The sequence below is a fragment of the Modestobacter marinus genome (assembly GCF_011758655.1).
Classification (GTDB): Bacteria; Actinomycetota; Actinomycetes; order Mycobacteriales; family Geodermatophilaceae; genus Modestobacter; species Modestobacter marinus.
In genome coordinates this window covers 3335312-3352382 of record NZ_JAAMPA010000001.1, presented here as the reverse complement: position 1 = coordinate 3352382, position 17071 = coordinate 3335312, and the positions used below count along the sequence as shown (strand labels likewise).

16 protein-coding genes are annotated in these 17071 nt (G+C 73.8%); 6 read left to right on the top strand and 10 right to left on the bottom strand.

Translation table 11 applies throughout. The annotated features are described in order from the left end of the window. Positions 1–103 precede the first annotated feature (103 nt). Positions 104–1549 (top strand): MFS transporter, encoded by a 1446-nt coding sequence (locus tag FB380_RS15675; protein ID WP_229681911.1) that lies wholly within the window; start codon positions 104–106, stop codon positions 1547–1549. 52 nt (positions 1550–1601) lie between these two features. Here FB380_RS15675 and FB380_RS15670 read toward each other — a convergent pair whose 3' ends face one another. After that, positions 1602–4724, bottom strand: coding sequence for an efflux RND transporter permease subunit (locus tag FB380_RS15670; protein WP_166755853.1), 3123 nt, complete (start codon positions 4722–4724; stop codon positions 1602–1604). Positions 4725–4838: 114 nt separating this feature from the next. Here FB380_RS15670 and FB380_RS15665 point away from each other — a divergent pair, with 114 nt between their 5' ends. Continuing rightward, positions 4839–5342 (top strand): MarR family winged helix-turn-helix transcriptional regulator, encoded by a 504-nt coding sequence (locus FB380_RS15665; protein ID WP_166755852.1) that lies wholly within the window; start codon positions 4839–4841, stop codon positions 5340–5342. Positions 5343–5352: 10 nt separating this feature from the next. On the opposite strand, the gene FB380_RS15660 is transcribed toward FB380_RS15665, so the two are convergent. The 4 genes from FB380_RS15660 to FB380_RS15645 form a co-directional block, all read right to left on the bottom strand. After that, a complete protein-coding gene (locus FB380_RS15660; RefSeq protein WP_166755851.1) occupies positions 5353–5769 on the bottom strand; it encodes an ankyrin repeat domain-containing protein in 417 nt (138 codons plus the stop codon). Between the two features lie 43 nt (positions 5770–5812). Further along, on the bottom strand, positions 5813–6565 hold the full coding sequence (locus FB380_RS15655) for a dienelactone hydrolase family protein (protein WP_166755850.1): 753 nt from the start codon (positions 6563–6565) through the stop codon (positions 5813–5815). 43 nt (positions 6566–6608) lie between these two features. Then, positions 6609–7211 carry a hypothetical protein gene (locus FB380_RS15650; RefSeq protein WP_166755849.1) on the bottom strand — a complete coding sequence of 201 codons (603 nt, stop codon included), beginning with the start codon at positions 7209–7211 and terminating at the stop codon, positions 6609–6611. A gap of 90 nt (positions 7212–7301) precedes the next feature. Then, positions 7302–7514, bottom strand: coding sequence for a hypothetical protein (locus tag FB380_RS15645; protein ID WP_166755848.1), 213 nt, complete (start codon positions 7512–7514; stop codon positions 7302–7304). A 74-nt stretch (positions 7515–7588) separates the two neighbouring features. Between FB380_RS15645 and FB380_RS15640 the strand changes: the two genes are divergently transcribed. Then, the gene (locus FB380_RS15640; protein ID WP_166755847.1) at positions 7589–9133 is read left to right on the top strand and encodes a helix-turn-helix domain-containing protein; all 1545 of its coding nucleotides are present in this window, start codon (positions 7589–7591) and stop codon (positions 9131–9133) included. A 70-nt stretch (positions 9134–9203) separates the two neighbouring features. On the opposite strand, the gene FB380_RS15635 is transcribed toward FB380_RS15640, so the two are convergent. The 3 genes from FB380_RS15635 to FB380_RS15625 form a co-directional block, all read right to left on the bottom strand. Continuing rightward, positions 9204–9725: a hypothetical protein gene (locus FB380_RS15635; protein ID WP_166755846.1), complete on the bottom strand. Its 522-nt coding sequence runs from the start codon at positions 9723–9725 to the stop codon at positions 9204–9206. Then, a complete protein-coding gene (locus FB380_RS15630) occupies positions 9722–10306 on the bottom strand; it encodes an RNA polymerase sigma factor (RefSeq protein ID WP_166755845.1) in 585 nt (194 codons plus the stop codon). Before FB380_RS15630 ends, FB380_RS15635 begins: the two co-directional genes overlap by 4 nt. Positions 10307–10381: 75 nt before the next feature. After that, entirely contained in the window at positions 10382–10840 is a 459-nt protein-coding gene (locus tag FB380_RS15625) for a PPOX class F420-dependent oxidoreductase (RefSeq protein ID WP_166755844.1), read from the bottom strand. 111 nt (positions 10841–10951) lie between these two features. On the opposite strand from FB380_RS15625, the gene FB380_RS15620 reads away from it, so the two are divergent. The 3 genes from FB380_RS15620 (at position 10952) to FB380_RS15610 (ending at position 14748) form a co-directional block, all read left to right on the top strand. Next, a complete protein-coding gene (locus tag FB380_RS15620; protein ID WP_166755843.1) occupies positions 10952–12262 on the top strand; it encodes an AI-2E family transporter in 1311 nt (436 codons plus the stop codon). Positions 12263–12357: 95 nt separating this feature from the next. After that, on the top strand, positions 12358–13311 hold the full coding sequence (locus FB380_RS15615; protein WP_166755842.1) for a proteasome assembly chaperone family protein: 954 nt from the start codon (positions 12358–12360) through the stop codon (positions 13309–13311). A gap of 177 nt (positions 13312–13488) precedes the next feature. Further along, positions 13489–14748, top strand: a complete 1260-nt coding sequence (locus FB380_RS15610; protein WP_208382874.1) for a globin domain-containing protein — start codon at positions 13489–13491, stop codon at positions 14746–14748. Positions 14749–14832: 84 nt separating this feature from the next. Here FB380_RS15610 and FB380_RS15605 read toward each other — a convergent pair whose 3' ends face one another. Further along, a complete protein-coding gene (locus FB380_RS15605; protein ID WP_166755841.1) occupies positions 14833–16500 on the bottom strand; it encodes a catalase in 1668 nt (555 codons plus the stop codon). Next, positions 16497–16979: a Fur family transcriptional regulator gene (locus tag FB380_RS15600; protein WP_166755840.1), complete on the bottom strand. Its 483-nt coding sequence runs from the start codon at positions 16977–16979 to the stop codon at positions 16497–16499. Before FB380_RS15600 ends, FB380_RS15605 begins: the two co-directional genes overlap by 4 nt. Positions 16980–17071 lie beyond the last annotated feature (92 nt).

Here is a 17071-nt window from a genome sequence, read left to right as displayed (position 1 = left end):
CCTGCACCAGCACCGGCGACGCTACCCACCGGCCGGTGCCGGTCGGCCGCTGGGCGGAAGCGGCACCCCCACCCGGGTGCAGACCGCAACTACCGTCGTCGGCGTGAGCGCTCCTCCCGCGTCGCCGGCCCGGCCGGCCCTCGTGCCGGTGCTGATCTACCTGGCCATGCTGGTCGCGGTCATCAGCAGCCTGGGCGCGCCCCTGGTGCCGGCCATCGCCGCGGCCAACGACGTCTCGGTCACCAGCGCGCAGTGGGCGCTGACGATCACCCTGGTGGTCGGTGCGGTGGCCACGCCGGTGATCGGGCGGCTCGGCGACGGCCGGCACCGGCGCACCGTGGTGCTCGTCGTCCTCACGGTGGTGCTGCTGGGCAACGTGCTCGCCGCCCTGCCGCTGGGCCTGGGCTGGCTGGTCGCCGGCCGCGGGCTGCAGGGGCTCGGCCTCGGGTTGACCCCGCTGGCGATCGCCACCGCCCGCACCGCGCTGACCGGGGAGCGGTCCCGGACGACGGTCGCCGCGCTGTCGGTGACCGTCGCCGCGGGCGTCGGGCTGGGCTACCCGCTGACCGGGGCCATCGCCGAGGTCGGCGGGGTGCACGCCGCCTTCTGGTTCGGCGCCGGGGCCAGCGTGCTCGCCCTGGCCGCCGCCGCACTGGTGTACCCGCCCTCGCCGGACGTGCCGCCCCGGCGGCTCGACGTCGCCGGTGCGGTGCTGCTCGGGATCGCCCTGTCCACCGGCCTGCTGGCCCTCGGCGAGGCCGGCACCTGGGGCTGGACCTCCCCCTCGGTCCTCGGGCTGGCCGCCGTCGCCGTCCTCGCGCTGGCCGCCTGGGTGTGCTGGCAGCTGCGCGCCGCGGCCCCGCTGGTCGACCTCCGGCTGGCCCGCGGCCGGGTCCCGGCGACCGCGCACGGCGCCGCCCTGCTCGTCGGCCTGGCCAACTACCTGCTGTTGTCCTCGGTGCCCCGGCTGGCGCAGACCCCGGAGTCCTCCGGCTACGGCTTCGGCACCTCGATCGTGGTCGCCGGGCTGGTCCTGCTGCCGTTCTCGGTCGCCAGCTTCCTGGCCAGCCGGGTGGGCCGGCCGCTGGACCGGGCCGCCGGGCCGCGGGTGGTGCTGCCGGTGGGCGCCCTCGTGCTCCTGCTCGGCACGGTGCTGTTCGGCCTGGTCCGCGACGAGCTGTGGCAGCTGTTCGTGGCCATGGCGGTGGCCGGCTTCGGCGTGGGCCTCACCTTCGCCGCGCTGCCCGGGCTGATCGTCGGCGCCGTGCCGGCCGGGGAGACCGGCAGCGCGATGAGCCTGAACCAGGTGCTCCGCTACGTCGGGTTCGCGCTGGGCAGCGCGCTGAGCGCCACGGTGCTGGAGGCGCTCACCCCCGCCGGTGCGGATTTGCCGCCGTCCAGCGGCTACACCGCGCTGGCCGCCGTGGGCTGCGCGGCGTGCCTGGCGCTGGCGGTGCTCACGGCCCTGCTGCCCCGCCGCGCCGGGGGCCCACCGCCCCCGGCGCCGTCCTCCCCGGCCACCTCCCCCGCCTCCTCCGCCGCCGAGTGAGCGGTCCCGGGCGGAGCCGCCGCCCCCGGCGACCGGGACCGCGCACCGGGCGTCAGGCCGGCTGCAGCTCCTCCGCCGCCGGCTCCGGCTCCCGGGCGGCCGCGCGCTTGGCCGCCCGCCGCTCGCGGCGGGTCTCCAGCGAGGTGTAGAGCACCGGCACCAGCAGCAGGGTGAGCAACGTGGAGCTGATCAGCCCGCCGATCACCACCAGGGCCAGCGGCTGGGAGATGAACACCCCGCCGCCGGTGAGCCCGACGGCCATCGGGGTCAGCGCCAGCACCGTCGCCGCCGCGGTCATCACGATCGGCCGCAGCCGCTGCCGGGCCCCCTCGCCGACCGCCTCGGCCAGCGGCAGCCCCTGCTCGCGGTACTGGTTGACCAGGTCGATGAGGACGATCGCGTTGGTCACCACGATGCCGATCAGCATCAGCACGCCGATCAGCGCCGGCACGCCCAGCGGGGTGCCGGTGACCAGCAGCATCAGCAGCGCACCGGTCGCAGCGAACGGCACCGAGACGAGCAGGATGAACGGCTGGGCGAGGCTGCGGAAGGTCGCCACCATCACCAGGTAGACGATCACCACCGCGATCACCAGCGCCAGGCCCAGGTCGGCGAAGGCCTCGCCCTGGTCGGCGGCGACGCCGCCGACCGACACCTCGGCGCCGGCCGGCAGGTCCAGACCGTCGATCGCCGCCTGCAGCTCGGCGGTGAGGGCGCCCAGGTCGGTGCCCGCCGGGGTCGCCGAGACCGTCGCGCTGCGCTCGCCGTCCACCCGGGTGATCGAGCTCGGCGCCTGCACCTCCTCGATCGTCGCCAGCTGGGTCAGCGGCACCGGGCCCCCGGCCGTCGGCAGGACGACCGCGCGGAGCTGCGCCACCGTCTGCGGGGCCTGCACCGGGTCCAGGTAGACCGGGGTGCTCGCGTCGTCGACGTCGATCTCCCCCAGCGGGACGGCGTTGGTCAGCCCGGCCAGGGTGCGGGTCACCTGCGCCTCGGTCAGCCCGGCCTGGGCCGCTGCCAGCGGGTCGACGTCCACCTGCACCACCGGCAGCCCGGCGGACAGGTCGTTGGTCACGTCGGTGGCCCCGGGCACCCCGGACACCGCCTGCTGCACCTGGTCGGCGGCCTCGGCCAGCACGTCGGCGTCGGCGGCCTGGACCAGCACGTCGACCGTCGAGCTGCCGAACCCGGAGCCGGCCGCCGCCACGGTCACCTCGCCGACGTCGGGGAGCTCCTCGGCGACCGTGCGGATCTCCGCGCGGGTCTGCTCCGGGTCGCCGTCCTCGGCCAGGGTGAGCGAGAACGTCGCCGTGGGCGTGCCGCCGCCCCCGCTGAAGGCGGCGAACCCGCCGGCCGAGCCGACGGTGGTCTGCACGGTCTGCACCCCGGCCACCTCGCCGAGCGCCTCCTCGAGCGCCCGGGCCCGCTCGTCCTGCGCCGCCAGGCTGGTACCGGCCGGGTAGGCGGCGGTGACGGTGACGGTGTCCTCGCCGGCGTCGCCGATGAAGTTGGTCTGCAGCAGCGGGGTGAGCGCCAGGGTGCCGACGAAGACGACGAGCGCGCCGGCGACGGTCCACCGGCGGTGCGCCAGCACTCCGCGCAGCGCCGGCACGTACAGCCGCTGCAGCCAGGTGCGGCGCTCGGCCGCCTCGGCCGCCTCCCGGTCGCGGGCCAGCTCGGCGGTGTCCTCGCGGTCGGTCTCCGGTGCCGTGAGGAACGCCGAGGCGATCACCGGGACGATGGTCAGCGAGACGACCAGGGAGGCGAGCAGGGCGATCGCGACGGTGAGCGCGAACGGCCGGAACAGCTCGCCGACCAGGCCCCCGACCAGTGCGATCGGCAGGAAGACCGCCGCGGTGGCGATGGTCGAGGAGGTGATCGCCCCGGCCACCTCGCGGACCCCGCCGAGGATCGCCCGGGTGCGGGCCTCGCCGTAGGACAGGTGCCGCTTGATGTTCTCGATGACCACGATCGAGTCGTCGACCACGCGGCCGATCGAGACGGTCAGCGCGCCCAGGGTGAGGATGTTCAGCGAGAAACCGGCCACCTGGAGGCCGATGAAGGTGACGCACAGCGACACCGGGATCGAGACCGCCGAGATCAGCGTGGAGCGCACCGAGCCCAGGAACACCAGGATCACGATCAGGGCGAACAGCAGCCCGAGCCCGCCCTCGGTGGCCAGGCCCTCGATCGACTCCTCGATGAAGGGCGCCTGGTCGAACACGACGGCGACCGTGCTGCCCTCGCCCAGCAGCTCGCGCACCTGCGGGAGCAGGTCCGCCACGGCGTGCGAGATGTCGACGGTGTTGCCGTCGGGGGTCTGGGTCAGCCCGACCGAGAGCGCCGGCTGGCCGTCGACCCGGGAGTAGGACGTCGCCGGTGCCGCACCGAGCTCGACCGTCGCGACCTCGCCGAGCGTGGTGACCGCACCGCCGGCGCCGGTCAGCGGGAGCGCGCGGAGCTCCTCGACCGAGGTGAGCCGGTCCCCGGCCTGCACGGAGAGCGCCTGCTCGCCCTCGGTCACCGTGCCGGCGGGCAGCACCACGCCGTTCTCCTCCAGCACGGTGGTCACCGCGGCCGGGCTGACCCCGGCCGCCGCGAGCGCGGCCGGGTCGAGGGTGACCTGCACCCGGGGCTCGCTGGCTCCGGTGACGGTCACGTCGCGGACGCCCTCGACCTGCTCGAACAGCGGGACGACGGCGGCGTCGATGCGGTCGGACAGCGCGGCGGTGTCACCCGGCGCGGCGATCGCCAGCTGCACGACCGGGAGGTCGGCCAGCGACCCGGCGAGCACCTGGGGCTCGACGTCGGCGGGGAGCTGGGCCTGCACCCTGCTGACCGCGGTCTGCAGCGCGGCGGTGGCCCGGTCCAGGTCGGAGCCGTACTCCAGCTCCACGGTGACCGTCGCCAGCCCGGTGCTGGCGGTCGAGGTGGTGGCGACCACGCCGTCCACGGTGCCGATGGCCTGCTCCAGTGGCTGCACCACCTGGCGCGCCACCACGTCGGGCGAGGCGCCCGGCTGGGCGGCGACGACGGCCGCGGCGGGGATCTGCAGGCTGGGGATGAGCTCCTGCTTCAGCGAGCCCGCCGAGATCAGCCCGAACACCAGCACGGCGACGGTGGACAGGGCCACCAGGGCGCGGTTGCGCAGGGACAGGACGGCGAGACGGGACACGCGTTCCTCCACGGCCGGAGCCGGTGACGGGAGTGGACCCGGTCAGCTTGCCCCGAGTACTTAGCGTCGAGCAAACTACCCGTCCCGGCCCACGCCCGTCAGGAGGAGGCGACGATGACCACCGAGGCCCCCCTGCCACACCCGGAGGACGTGCCCGACGACTGGCCCGAGGGGTGGCGGGACCTCCCCGCCGAGGTGCTGGCGGTCCTCTGCCTGGGTGCGGAGATCGGCGACTACGGCATGCGCCACCGTCTCGGCCCGCTGCTGGACACCCCGCTCACCGTGCAGCAGCTGCGCGGGCTCACCTTCCTGGTCATCGAGGGGGCGACGACGCCGCTGCGCCTCAGCGAGCTGCTCGGGGTCAGCGCGGCCACCACGACCGGGCTGGTCGACCGGCTGGTCCGCGCCGACATGGTCGAGCGGACGCCGGACAGCCGGGACGGCCGGGGCCGCGTGCTCACCCCCACCCGGGCCGGGGTCCGGGTGGTCCGGCGGCTGATGGCCTCGGACGTGGAGACCGACGCCGCCGTCCTGCAGGCGCTGCGCCCGGCCGAGCTGGCCGCGCTGCGGCAGGGTCTCGCCGGCGTCCTGCGGGTCCTGCGCGACCAGGGCGACTGACCCCGCCGGCTCAGGCGGTCCGGCCCTCCAGCAGCGCGGTCATCTCGGGCAGGTCGAAGAACTGGGCCGTGGCGCGGGCACTGGGCTGCCCGTCGTCGGGGTCCGCGCCGGCGGCGAGCAGGCTGCGCACCGTCTCCGCCGACTGCTTGAAGACGGCGGCGGCCAGCGCCGTCTGGCCCCGGTCGTTGGCCCGGGTGTGGTCGGCCCCCCGCTCCAGCAGGGCGGCGACCGTGGAGGCGCGGCCCTGGTAGGCGGAGAGGATGAGCAGCGTGTCGCCCTTGTCGTTGGTCAGGTTGGCCGGCACGCCGGCGTCGAGGTAGGCCACCAGCTGGTCGGTGTCGCCCTCGCGCGCCAGGTCGAAGACCTTCGCGGCCAGGGCGATGACGCCGGGGTCGATGGGCTGCGGGGACGGCTCCGGGTCGGTCACGGCACCGAGGGTAGGAGCCCGGCACCGCGACCCGGCCGGCAGCTCAGGCGCGGCTCACCCGATCGGTGAGGGCGAGCACGTGCCGCCAGGCGTCCTGGCAGGCCTCGGCCCACTCGTCGAACGACCGGTCGAAGAAGGAGTGCGGCGCCCCGTCGTAGACGACCTCGTCGACGTCGGCGCCGGCCGCGCGCATCCGGGCGGCCAGCTGCCGCTGCTCCGCGACCGGGGTGGCGCTGTCCGCACCGGCGATGATCATCACCACGGGCCTGCGGGCCCCGTCCGCGGCGTCACCCACCAGGCTCGGGCGACCGTAGAAGCCGGCACTGCCGGCCAGGTCGAGGCCGCCGGCCGACTGCCGCCAGGCGTGGCTGCCGCCGAAGCAGAACCCCACGGTCACCACCGGCAGCGCCGGGTCCGTGCGGCTGCGCAGGTACTCGATCCCCGCGGCGGTGTCCGCGTCGACCCCGGCCGGCGTGGTCTGCGGGATGTGCGCCTGCCAGTCGAAGTCCTCCTCGCGGGTGCCGTCCTCGGCGATCCCCGCGGTGCGGCCGAACCAGTCGATGGCCACCGCCGCCAGCCCGGCCTCGGCGAACCGCTCGGCGAGGGCGACGTAGTACGGGTGCAGGCCACGGACGTCGGGCAGCAGGACGACCCCGGCGCGCGGTGGGGTCGCCGGCGCGGCGTAGGCGGCGGAGAACCGGGTGCCGTCGGCCGCGGTCAGCGTGAGGGTGCCCCGCTCGGCGACCGCCCCGACGGTGGGCGGGGCGGGCGGGCGGCTGTCGTGGTCATGACACATGCCGACGTGTCTACCGCCGGCCCGCCCGCCGCGCAGCGGCAGCTCAGCCCTGGCGGTCCCCCGCCCCGCTGTCGTCGCCCCCGCCGTCGTCACCGTTGCCGCCGTCGGCAGCGGAGTCCGGTGCGGACGGGTCGCCACCGAAGACGCTCGCAGCCACGTCCCGGCGGACCTCGGTGACCCAGTCGTGCTGGCGGTTGGCCTGCCGGATCAGCCGGTCGAGCAGGTCGGCGTCGATCCGGCTGTCGACGGTGGCGGCGATGCGCAGGGTCTCGAAGCCGCTGCGCTTGCCCCGCACGGCAGAGGCGAGGAACTCGAACTCGACCAGGTCGCTGGACGGGGACCGGGTGAGCAGGTGCCCGTTCAGCTTCGCCCGGCTCGCCTTCTCGGCGACCCAGGTGGCCACCTGCTTGTACTGGCGCACCGGGAAGTCCAGGGCCTGCGCGATCCCGGTGATCGCGGCCTTCTCCTCGCGCAGCTCGTCGAGCAGCTGGCGGAGGGGCTGCTCGCGGTCGGTCCCGCGGTGCACGCCGATCATCCGGGAGACGAGCTCGATCCCCCCGGCGGCCGCGGCGAGGTGGTCGTTGACGTAGACGGCCAGCAGCTCCGGGTGGGACACGGAACCGGTCGGCACCGGGGCTTGGGTCACGGGTTCTCCTCGCAGGCATGGGCCGGTCTCCGGCCTCCCCATCATGTCCGGTGACCACCCGTTCGACACCCGCCCCCCTCGATGGAGGGGTCAGCGGCGGTTCCGCCGGTTCCAGCTCGTCCACGAGTTGTCCCGCACGAAGGGGCTGACCACCTCGGCGTCCCGGCGCCCCTCCCGGACCTCGCGCCAGACGTCGGAGTGGTGCAGCGACCGGGACCCGCGGCGCCGGGCCGAGTGGTCCATCCACCAGGACACCGCGAGCAGGACGGTGAGCACGACGCCGATCGCGACCCAGAAGACCATGGCTCATCGTGGCGGACGCCCCACCTCCGCGCCACGATCGTCCGGATATCACTTGTGAGATAGCGTGACCCGCGATGACGCTGACCGAGGACACCACGACCCAGTCCCTGCGCCAGATCGGTGCCCTCGTCCGGGACGCCCGGCGGCACCACGGCCTCACCCAGCTCCAGCTGGCCGAGCGGCTGGGCACCAGCCAGAGCGCCATCGCCCGGATCGAGCAGGGCAACCAGAACCTCACCCTCGAGCTGCTGGGCCGGCTGTCGGCCGCGCTGGACAGCGAGCTGATCAGCGTCGGCCGCAGCGGCCCCACCCACCTGCGGGTCCGCGGTGGCACGCCCCTGTCGGGCAGCGTCACGGTGAAGTCGTCCAAGAATGCGGCCGTGGCGCTGCTGTGCGCCGCACTGCTCAACCGCGGCCGGACGACGCTGCGCAACGTCTCCCGCATCGTCGAGGTCGACCGGATCCTCGACGTGCTCACCTCGATCGGCGTCTCGGCCTCCTGGGACGCCGCCGGCCGGGACCTCACCCTCGTCGTCCCCGAGCAGCTCGACCTGTCCGCGATCGACGCCGACGCGGCCCGGCGCACCCGCAGCATCATCATGTTCCTGGGGCCGCTGCTGCACCGGGCCGAGGACTTCCGGCTGCCCTACGCCGGCGGCTGCGACCTCGGCACCCGCACCGTCGAGCCGCACATGATCGCGCTGCGCCCCTTCGGTCTGGAGGTCGAGGCGCACGCCGGGGAGTACCGGGCGACCGTCGCCCCGCCGGTGGCCCGGGACCGGACGATCGTGCTGACCGAGCGCGGGGACACCGTGACGGAGAACGCCCTGCTGGCCGCCGCCCGCCACGACGGGACGACGACCATCCGCAACGCCAGCCCGAACTACATGGTCCAGGACCTCTGCCTGTACCTGGAGCTGCTGGGCGTGCGCATCGAGGGCTTCGGGTCCACCACCCTGGTGGTCACCGGCAAGCCGGTGCTCGACGCCGACGTCGACTACCCGCTGTCGGAGGACCCGGTCGAGGCGATGAGCCTGCTGACCGCCGGGATCGTGACCTCCTCGGAGCTGACCGTGCGCCGGGCCCCGATCGAGTTCCTGGAGATCGAGCTGGCCATCCTCGCCGAGATGGGCCTGTCCTTCGACCTGTCAGCGGAGTACCCGGCCGACAACGGCCGCACCCGGCTGGTCGACATCACCCTCCACCCCTCGCAGCTGCGGGCGCCCATCGACAAGGTGCACCCGATGCCCTTCCCGGGGCTGAACATCGACAACCTGCCGTTCTTCGCGGTGATCGCGGCGACGGCCACCGGCAGCACGCTGATCCACGACTGGGTCTACGACAACCGGGCGATCCACCTCTCCGACCTGACCCGGCTGGGCGCCGACGTGCGGCTGCTCGACCCGCACCGGGTGCTGGTGGAGGGGCCGACGCGCTGGTCGGCGGCGGAGATCGTCTGCCCGCCGGCGTTGCGCCCGGCGGTCTGCATCCTGCTGGCGATGCTGGCCGCCAAGGGCGACTCGGTGCTGCGCAACGTCGACATCATCGCCCGCGGCTACGAGCAGCTCTACGAACGCCTGGTCGAGATGGGCGCGCAGATCGAGACCTTCTCGGACTGATCGAAGGACCCCCGTGCCCCCCACCACTCGCAAGCTCGCGGCGGGGCCCTGCACGGGGGCCGAAGGACGGCTACACGCTCAGGAGCTGGGCGACGCCGACGCAGGCCAGGGCCCACAGGCCGCTGGCCAGCGTGCCGATGATGAACCGCTCGGACGCCACCGGGGCCTTCAGCTCGTTGAACCGCCCCAGCCCCTTCACCGCGATCAGCACGGCGAGCCCCTCGGCGAACCCGGCGAGCACGGTGACCGCGATGGCGGTCCGCTCCAGCACGCCGATCCAGGCGCCGCCGCGGAGCACCTCCGGGTCCGAGGCGCGACGCCGTCCCGGCACGCGGTCCGGGTCGGCGGCCCGGAGGACGGCGGTGGCCACCGGGCCCCCGCCCAGCGCGGCGGACGCGACCGCCAGCAGCTGGCCGGCGACCGCCACCTCGTCACCCACCCGGCCCGCCCGCCAGGCCAGCGCGGCCGCCGCGGCCAGCAGCAGCACCAGCGCCACTCCCCCGAACCGGCTGCCCCGCCGGTCGGTGTGCGGGGTCAGCGCGGCGCCGACCACCGCCAGCACGCCGAGCACGACCAGCGCAGCGACGCTCATCCGGCCGCCCGGGCCAGCAGGCGGGCCGCCGCGGGGTGCAGGTCCCGCTCGACGTCCCACAGGCCCGCTGCCAGCCGCTGCCCCACCGCCTGGCGGGTGACCCCCAGCTCGGTGGCCGCCTCGGCCTGCGTGCGCCCGGCCTCCACCAGCTCGATCGCCTCCCAGGCCTGGTCACTGCGCCGCTCGACCAGCGCGGCCAGCGCGGTCAGCACCGCCTGCGCATCCGCCGCCGGCTCGGGAGCCACCCCCCGCACGGCGAGCCGGACGGGCCGGCGCTTGGCCGCCTCGACAGCGGCGCGGGCCGCGACGAACGCCGGGCCGGCACCCGCCCGGGTGCTCGCCGGGAGCGGCGTGTGCACCGGGCCGGCCCCGATCCCGACGCTCCACCCGCCGTCGCGCACCAGCCGGCGGACGACGGCGACCACGACGGCCGGGTCGTCGAGCAGGCCCTGGACCTCGTCACCCACGGTGCGCTCGAAGCGCAGGACGGCGGGCACCCCGCCGAGCGCGGACAGCACCTCGGGCACCCGGTCCGGGGAGCTCCGGCTGTCCCGCTGGTCGACCGTCAGCACGTAGGGCATGACGCAAGTTCAGCACCTTGCGCAGCCCAAGGCAAGCTCATGCCCTTGTTGAACTGACCGGACCGTCGCGCCAGGTCAGGACGACGCCGGCGGGAAGCCCCCGGTGGCCACCGGCCCCCAGCGTTCGATGGTGACCCGCAGCAGCGACTTGCCCTGGCGCTGCATCGCCGCGCGGTACTCGTCCCAGTCGGGGTGCTCGCCGCTGATCGACCGGAAGTAGTCGACCAGCGGGTCGAGGGCGGCGGGCAGGTCGAGCACCTCCGCCTGGCCGTCCACCTGCACCCAGGCGCCGTCGAAGTCGTCGGAGAGCACGCAGAGCGAGACCCGGGGGTCACGCCGGGCGTTGACCGCCTTGGCCCGCTGCGGGTACGTGGAGACCACGACCCGCCCCTGGTCGTCGATGCCACAGGTCACCGGGGACATCTGCGGGCTCCCGTCGCTGCGGCGGGTGAGCAGGAGGGCCTTGTGCCGGGGGCGGAGGAAGGCGAGCAGCTCCTCGCGGTCGACCCGGTCGGCGGTGGCGGTCTTCGGCATGCCGGGAACCTACGACGCGCCTCCGACGATCCGCGCGGTGACGGGCGGGACGCCGCACAGATCACGTCCTGTCGCCCGGTGGGACCCGCGCGGGTGTGTTGGGATCACCACATGCCCGACGAACGCCCCGCCGACGCCGCAGCCGAGACCGACGAGGGGCACGGCCAGGACACCGGCGCCCGCCGGGCCGACATCAGCGCCAGCACCGACACCAGCACGGGCACCGACGAGCACGAGATGGCCACCACCCGGGCGCCGGCCCCCGGGCCCGAGCGCGCCCGGCGGCTGCAGGCCGCCACCCGGCGGGTGGCCGTCCTGTCGGCCGAGCTGATCCTCATCGTCATCGCCCTGATCATCGTCGGGCGGCTCATCGGCGAGCTGTGGGTGGTCCTGCTCCCCGTCGTCCTCGGGCTGCTCTTCACCACCGTGCTCTGGCCGCTCGTCCGCTTCCTCCGCCACCACTCCTGGCCACCGGCGCTGGCGTCGCTGGTCGTCCTGCTGCTCTTCCTGGGCGCGTTCGGCGGCATCATCGCCGTCATCGCGCCCCAGGTGGTCGGGCAGGTCGAGGAGGTCGCCGACGGCGTGACCCAGGGCCTGGAGCAGGTGCAGGACTACCTGGCCGGTCCGCCGTTCAACATCGACGACCAGCAGGTCGGCAACGCCGTCGACTCGATCATCAACTCGGTGCAGAGCAACGCCCAGAACATCGCCGGCTACGCCGTGACCACGGCGACCACGATCGGCGGGCTGCTGATCAACGTCCTCCTGGCGCTGGTGCTGACCTTCTTCTTCCTCAAGGACGGCCCCAAGTGGGTGCCGTGGCTGGCCGCGCAGACCGGCCCGCAGGCCGCCCCGCACGTCGCGGCGCTGTCGCTGAAGACGTGGCGCACCCTGTCGGAGTTCATCCGCCAGCAGGCCATCGTCGGGTTCGTCGACGCCTTCTTCATCGGTGTCGGGCTGCTCGTCCTCGGCGTGCCGCTGGTGCTGCCGCTGGCCGTGCTCACCTTCTTCGGTGCGTTCATCCCGATCATCGGCGCCTTCACCGCCGGCGGTTTCGCCGTCCTGATCGCACTCGTCGACAGCGGCCTCACCACGGCGCTGATCGTGCTGGGCCTGATCATCGTGGTGCAGCAGATCGAGGGGAACGTGCTGCAGCCGATCCTGCAGGGCCGCGGGCTCAACCTGCACGCCGCCGTGGTGATCCTCGCGGTGACCGCCGGCGCCAGCCTGGCCGGCATCATCGGGGCGTTCCTGGCGGTGCCGGTGGCCGCGCTGATCGCGGTCGCCTACCGCTACGGCCGGGACGTGCTCGACGGCAACAACCCCGAGGTCGCCGACGACGGCACCCGAGGGCAGCTGACCGGTGACGCCACGGGGTCCCAGCTGGTGCGGGAACCGGCCGACACCACGCCCGGCACCTGACCGAGCTCCTCCGGTGGGAGGACCATGGGAATGCACCGGCCGCCCGCGCGGCTGGTGCTTCCGTGCAGCCCCACCAGCCGTCAGGAGGACGCCCCGTGCCGCAGCGACCGGAGGACCTCGTCGAGGTGCTCCCCGAGGCCGAGCCCTTCCTCACCCGTGAGGCGGCGGTGTCCGGCCCCGAGGAGCGCCGCGGACTGGTGCTCGTCCACCACCTGGCCGGCGACTTCGACGCCGCGCACGCGGGCGCGCTGACCGGCGCCCACCTGCTCGACGCGCTGCCGAACCGGCTCATCGCCCGGTTCGACGTCGACGCGCTCGTCGACTACCGGGGCCACCGGCCGCGGATGACCTTCTCCGGCGACCGCTACGTGTCGATCGCCTCCCCCGAGATCGGGCTGTACGCCCTGGAGGACGACGCCGGGACGCCGTTCCTGCTGCTGCACGGCGCCGAGCCCGACTTCGCCTGGGAGCGGTTCGTCGCCGCCGTGCTGCAGCTGGTCGACCGGCTGGGCGTGACCTCGGCCGTCGCGCTGCACGCCATCCCGATGCCGGTGCCGCACACCCGCCCGGTGACCGTGACCGCGCACGCGACGCGGCGGCAGCTGATCGAGTCCTATCCCCTCTACTGGGGGGAGATGCGCATCCCCGGCAGCGTCGGCGCGCTGCTGGAGCTGCGGCTCGGCGAGGCCGGGGTCGACGCGCTCGGCATCGCCGCCCACGTGCCGCACTACCTGACCCAGGCCACCTACCCGGCGGCCTCGCTCACCCTGCTGGAGCACCTCACCCAGCTCACCGGTCTGCTCGTGCCGACCGAGACGCTCCGTGAGGCGGCCGAGGCGCACCGCACCGAGGTCGACGAGCAGATCGCCCGCTCCAGCGAGAACACCGCCGTGGTCAGTGCCCTGGAGGAGCAGTTCGACTCCTTCGCCGCGTCCCGCGAGGAGACCGGCCTGCTCGGGTTCGGCGGCGAGATGCCCAGCGGCGAGGAGCTCGGCGCGCAGTTCGAGCGGTTCCTCGCCGAGCAGGACGGCGACCGCCCGACGGACTGACGGGCCGACCGGGCCGCTGGTCCGCCGCAGCACGAGCGGGCGTCCACGGGCGAGGTGCCCGCGGGACCAAAGCCCTCCTGCGCTCCTGCAGCCCAGCACGCAGACTCGGGGACGGCCCCCCGCCGGTCGCCCCGCGCACCGGTGGAGGAGGGGAACGTCCACCACTGCAAGGAGCCCATGGTGCTGTCCGATCGATCACGTCCGGTCATCGAGGCGACCCTGCCGGTCGTCGGCGAGAACATCGAGGAGATCGCCCGGCGCTTCTACGCGCACCTCTTCGATGCCCACCCCGAACTGCTCGACGGCACGTTCAACCGCGGCAACCAGGCCGAGGGCACCCAGCAGGTGGCCCTGGCCGGCTCGGTCGCCGTCTTCGCCAGCGCCCTCGTCCAGGACCCCGAGCAGGTGCCCGAGCACCTGCTGGCCCGGATCGCGCACAAGCACGCCTCGCTGGGCATCACCCCCGCGCAGTACGACGTCGTCCACGACAACCTGTTCTGGGCGATCGTCGACGTGCTCGGTGACGCCGTCACCCCCGAGGTCGCCGCGGCCTGGGACGAGGTCTACTGGCTGATGGCCTACGCGCTGATCAACATGGAGCGCGGGCTCTACAGCTCCCGCGGGGTGCGGCCGGAGACGGTCTGGCGCGACTGGGAGGTCGCGGAGAAGACCGCGGAGACCGCCGACGTCGTCACCTTCCGGGTGAGGCGGATCGACGACCGGCTGGTGAAGACGTCTCTGCCCGGTCAGTACGTCTCGGTCAAGGTGCAGATGCCCGACGGCGTCCACCAGCCCAGGCAGTACAGCCTCACCCGGGCCGACGACGGCGAGCACCGCCAGTTCTCGGTCAAGCGGGTGCGCGGCGGGGAGAAGCCCGACGGCGAGGTGTCGAACCTGCTGTGCGACCAGACGCAGGTGGGCGACGTGCTCACCCTGTCCCTGCCCTTCGGGGACGTCGTGCTCGACGACAGCGGCCGCCCGGTGGTGTTCGCCAGCGCCGGCATCGGGATCACCCCGATGGCCGGGATGATCTCGCACCTGACCGCCGCCGGGTCGCGGCTGCCGATCACCCTGCTGCACGCCGACCTCGACGAGGGCTCCTTCGCGCTGCGCGAGCAGGTCAGCGCCGACGTCCGGCAGCTGCCCCACGCCTCGATGCACGTCTGGTACGAGCGCGGCACGGACAGCTCGCTGCCCGCCGACGGCGTGCACGCCGGGACGATGGACCTCGACGCGGTCGACCTGCCCGAGGGCGCGGCGTACTACCTGTGCGGTCCGCTGCCCTTCATGCGCGCGGCGCGCAACGCGCTCATCGACCGCGGCGTCCCGGCCCGGGACATCCAGTACGAGGTGTTCGGCCCCGACCTGTGGCAGGCCGACCTGGCCACCGAGCCGACGCCGGACGCCACGGCCCACCCGGTCGCCGCCCAGGCCTGACCGTCCCGCACACAGCACTGCGGGCCGCGACCGTGGTCGGTCGCGGCCCGCAGTGTGGTGCGGTGGGGCGTCAGCCCCGGTGGCTCACTTGGCCAGGACGACGTGCTCGTTGGGCACGCAGTGCGTCATGGTCAGGCCCGAGACGTCGCGCGGGCCGTTCTTGCCCAGGTTGGCGGCGCGCTGCAGCTCGGCCTCGGTCAGCGTCTGGGTCTGCAGCGGCGGCATGCCCCGGACGTCGTCCGCGCTGATGCCCAGGCCGTCGCCGACCCGCTGGCCCAGCTCGTCCTCGACCATGAAGAGGTGCCACATCATCCGCTCCTGGATCGGCCGGTCGCACTGCGACAGGTTGGCGATCAGGTTGGCGACGAGGTCGTCCTTCTCCCACTGCTCGGACAGCAGGTAGCGCTGGCCGGCCTGGGTGTAGTCGTCGGTGCGCTCGATCCGCTTGCGGGTGAGCCGGCCGTTGATCTCCGGGCCCTGCTCGTCGTGCGTGGGGTACTCGGCCTCACGCAGGCCGCCCAGGATCGACGGCTCGTAGTTGACGTGCGGGTTCTGGCCGGGGCCGAGGTCCACGCCGTAGGCCATCGCCCCGTCGCGCTGGTTGGTGGCGACCTTGGCGCCCTTGGGCTGGTTCACCGGCAGCTGCAGGTAGTTCGGGCCCACCCGGTAGCGCTGGGTGTCGGAGTAGGAGAACGTCCGGCCGACCAGCATCTTGTCGTCGGAGAAGTCCAGCCCGTCGACGAGGACACCGGTGCCGAAGGCGATCTGCTCGCTCTCGGTAAAGAAGTCCTGCGGCGTGCGGTTCAGCGTCATGGTGCCGACCTTGCGCAGCGGGAACTCGTTCTCCGGCCACACCTTGGTGTCGTCCAGCGGGTCGAAGTCCAGCTCCGGGTGGTCGTGGTCGTCCATCAGCTGGACGTGCAGGTCCCAGGACGGGTGATCGCCGCGCTCGATGGCCGCGTAGAGGTCCTTGGTGTGCACGCCGAGCTCCTGGCCCTGCGCCACCGCGGCGTCGGCCTCGGTCCAGGACTTGACGCCCTGCTTGGGCAGCCAGTGGTACTTGACCAGCTTCGTCTCACCGGCGGCGTTGACCCACTTGTAGGTGTTCACGCCGAAGCCCTGCATGGTGCGGTAGCTCGCCGGCAGGCCACGGGGGCTCAGCACCAGCGTCATCATGTGCAGCGCCTCGGGCGACTGCGACCAGAAGTCGAAGACCCGGTTGGCGACCTGGCGCTCGAAGGTCACCGGGTCGGGCTTCTGCGAGTGGATGAAGTCGGGGAACTTGATGGCGTCCCGGATGAAGAAGACGCCCAGGTTGTTGCCGACGAGGTCCCAGTTGCCGTCCTCGGTGTAGAACTTCACCGCGAAGCCGCGCGGGTCACGGGCGGCTTCGGAGGAGTCCCGGCCACCGGCGACGGTGGAGAAGCGCAGCGCGACCTCGGTCTCCTTGCCCTTCTCGGAGAAGAGCTTGGCGCGGGTGTACTTCGCGATCGGCTCGTCGCCGACGGTGCCGTCGGCCACGAAGACACCGAACGCGGTGGCGCCGCGGGCGTGCACGACGCGCTCCGGGATGCGCTCCCGGTCGAAGTGGCTGATCTTCTCGAGGAACTGGTAGTTCTCCAGCGTGGCCGGGCCACGCGAGCCCACCGTGCGCTGGTTCTGGTTGTCGTAGATCGGGTGGCCCTGACGGTTGGTCAGGACGGCCCGGTCCGCCTCGCTCGCTGCGGGGCCCTGCGATGCGACGTCGGTCATGCTGTCACTCCCTCTTCGATGGCACTGCTCGTACCGTGCACGTGCGTCCTGCGCGCGACCGCCGCGTCCTGCTGGCAGTTCGCGCAGAGTCCCCAGAAGACGACCTCGGCCTCGTCGACGGCGAAGCCCGCCGCGTCCGACGGGGCCAGGCAGGGCGCCTGGCCCACGACGCAGTCGACGTCGGCGATCAGCCCACACCCCCGGCAGACCAGGTGGTGGTGGTTGTCACCGACCCGCAGCTCGTACAGGGCAGGCCCACCGGCCGGCTCGATGCGGCGGGCGATCCCGGCACCGACGAGCGCCTTGAGCACCCCGTAGACCGCCTGCGGCGAGATCGAGGGGTGGACGGTGCGCGCGGCGGTGGCGATGGTCTCGGCGTCCACGTGCGGGTGCTCGGCGAGCACCCCGAGGACCGACAACCGCGGCCGGGTGACACGCAGCCCCGCCGTCCGCAGCTGCTCTGCCCAGGTCGTCTCCATCAGCAACCAGTCAACCGGCTTGTCTTGACTCAGTCAAGAGAAAGACCCCGTGCCCCCCACCACTCGCAGGCTCGCGGCGGGCCCCTGCACGG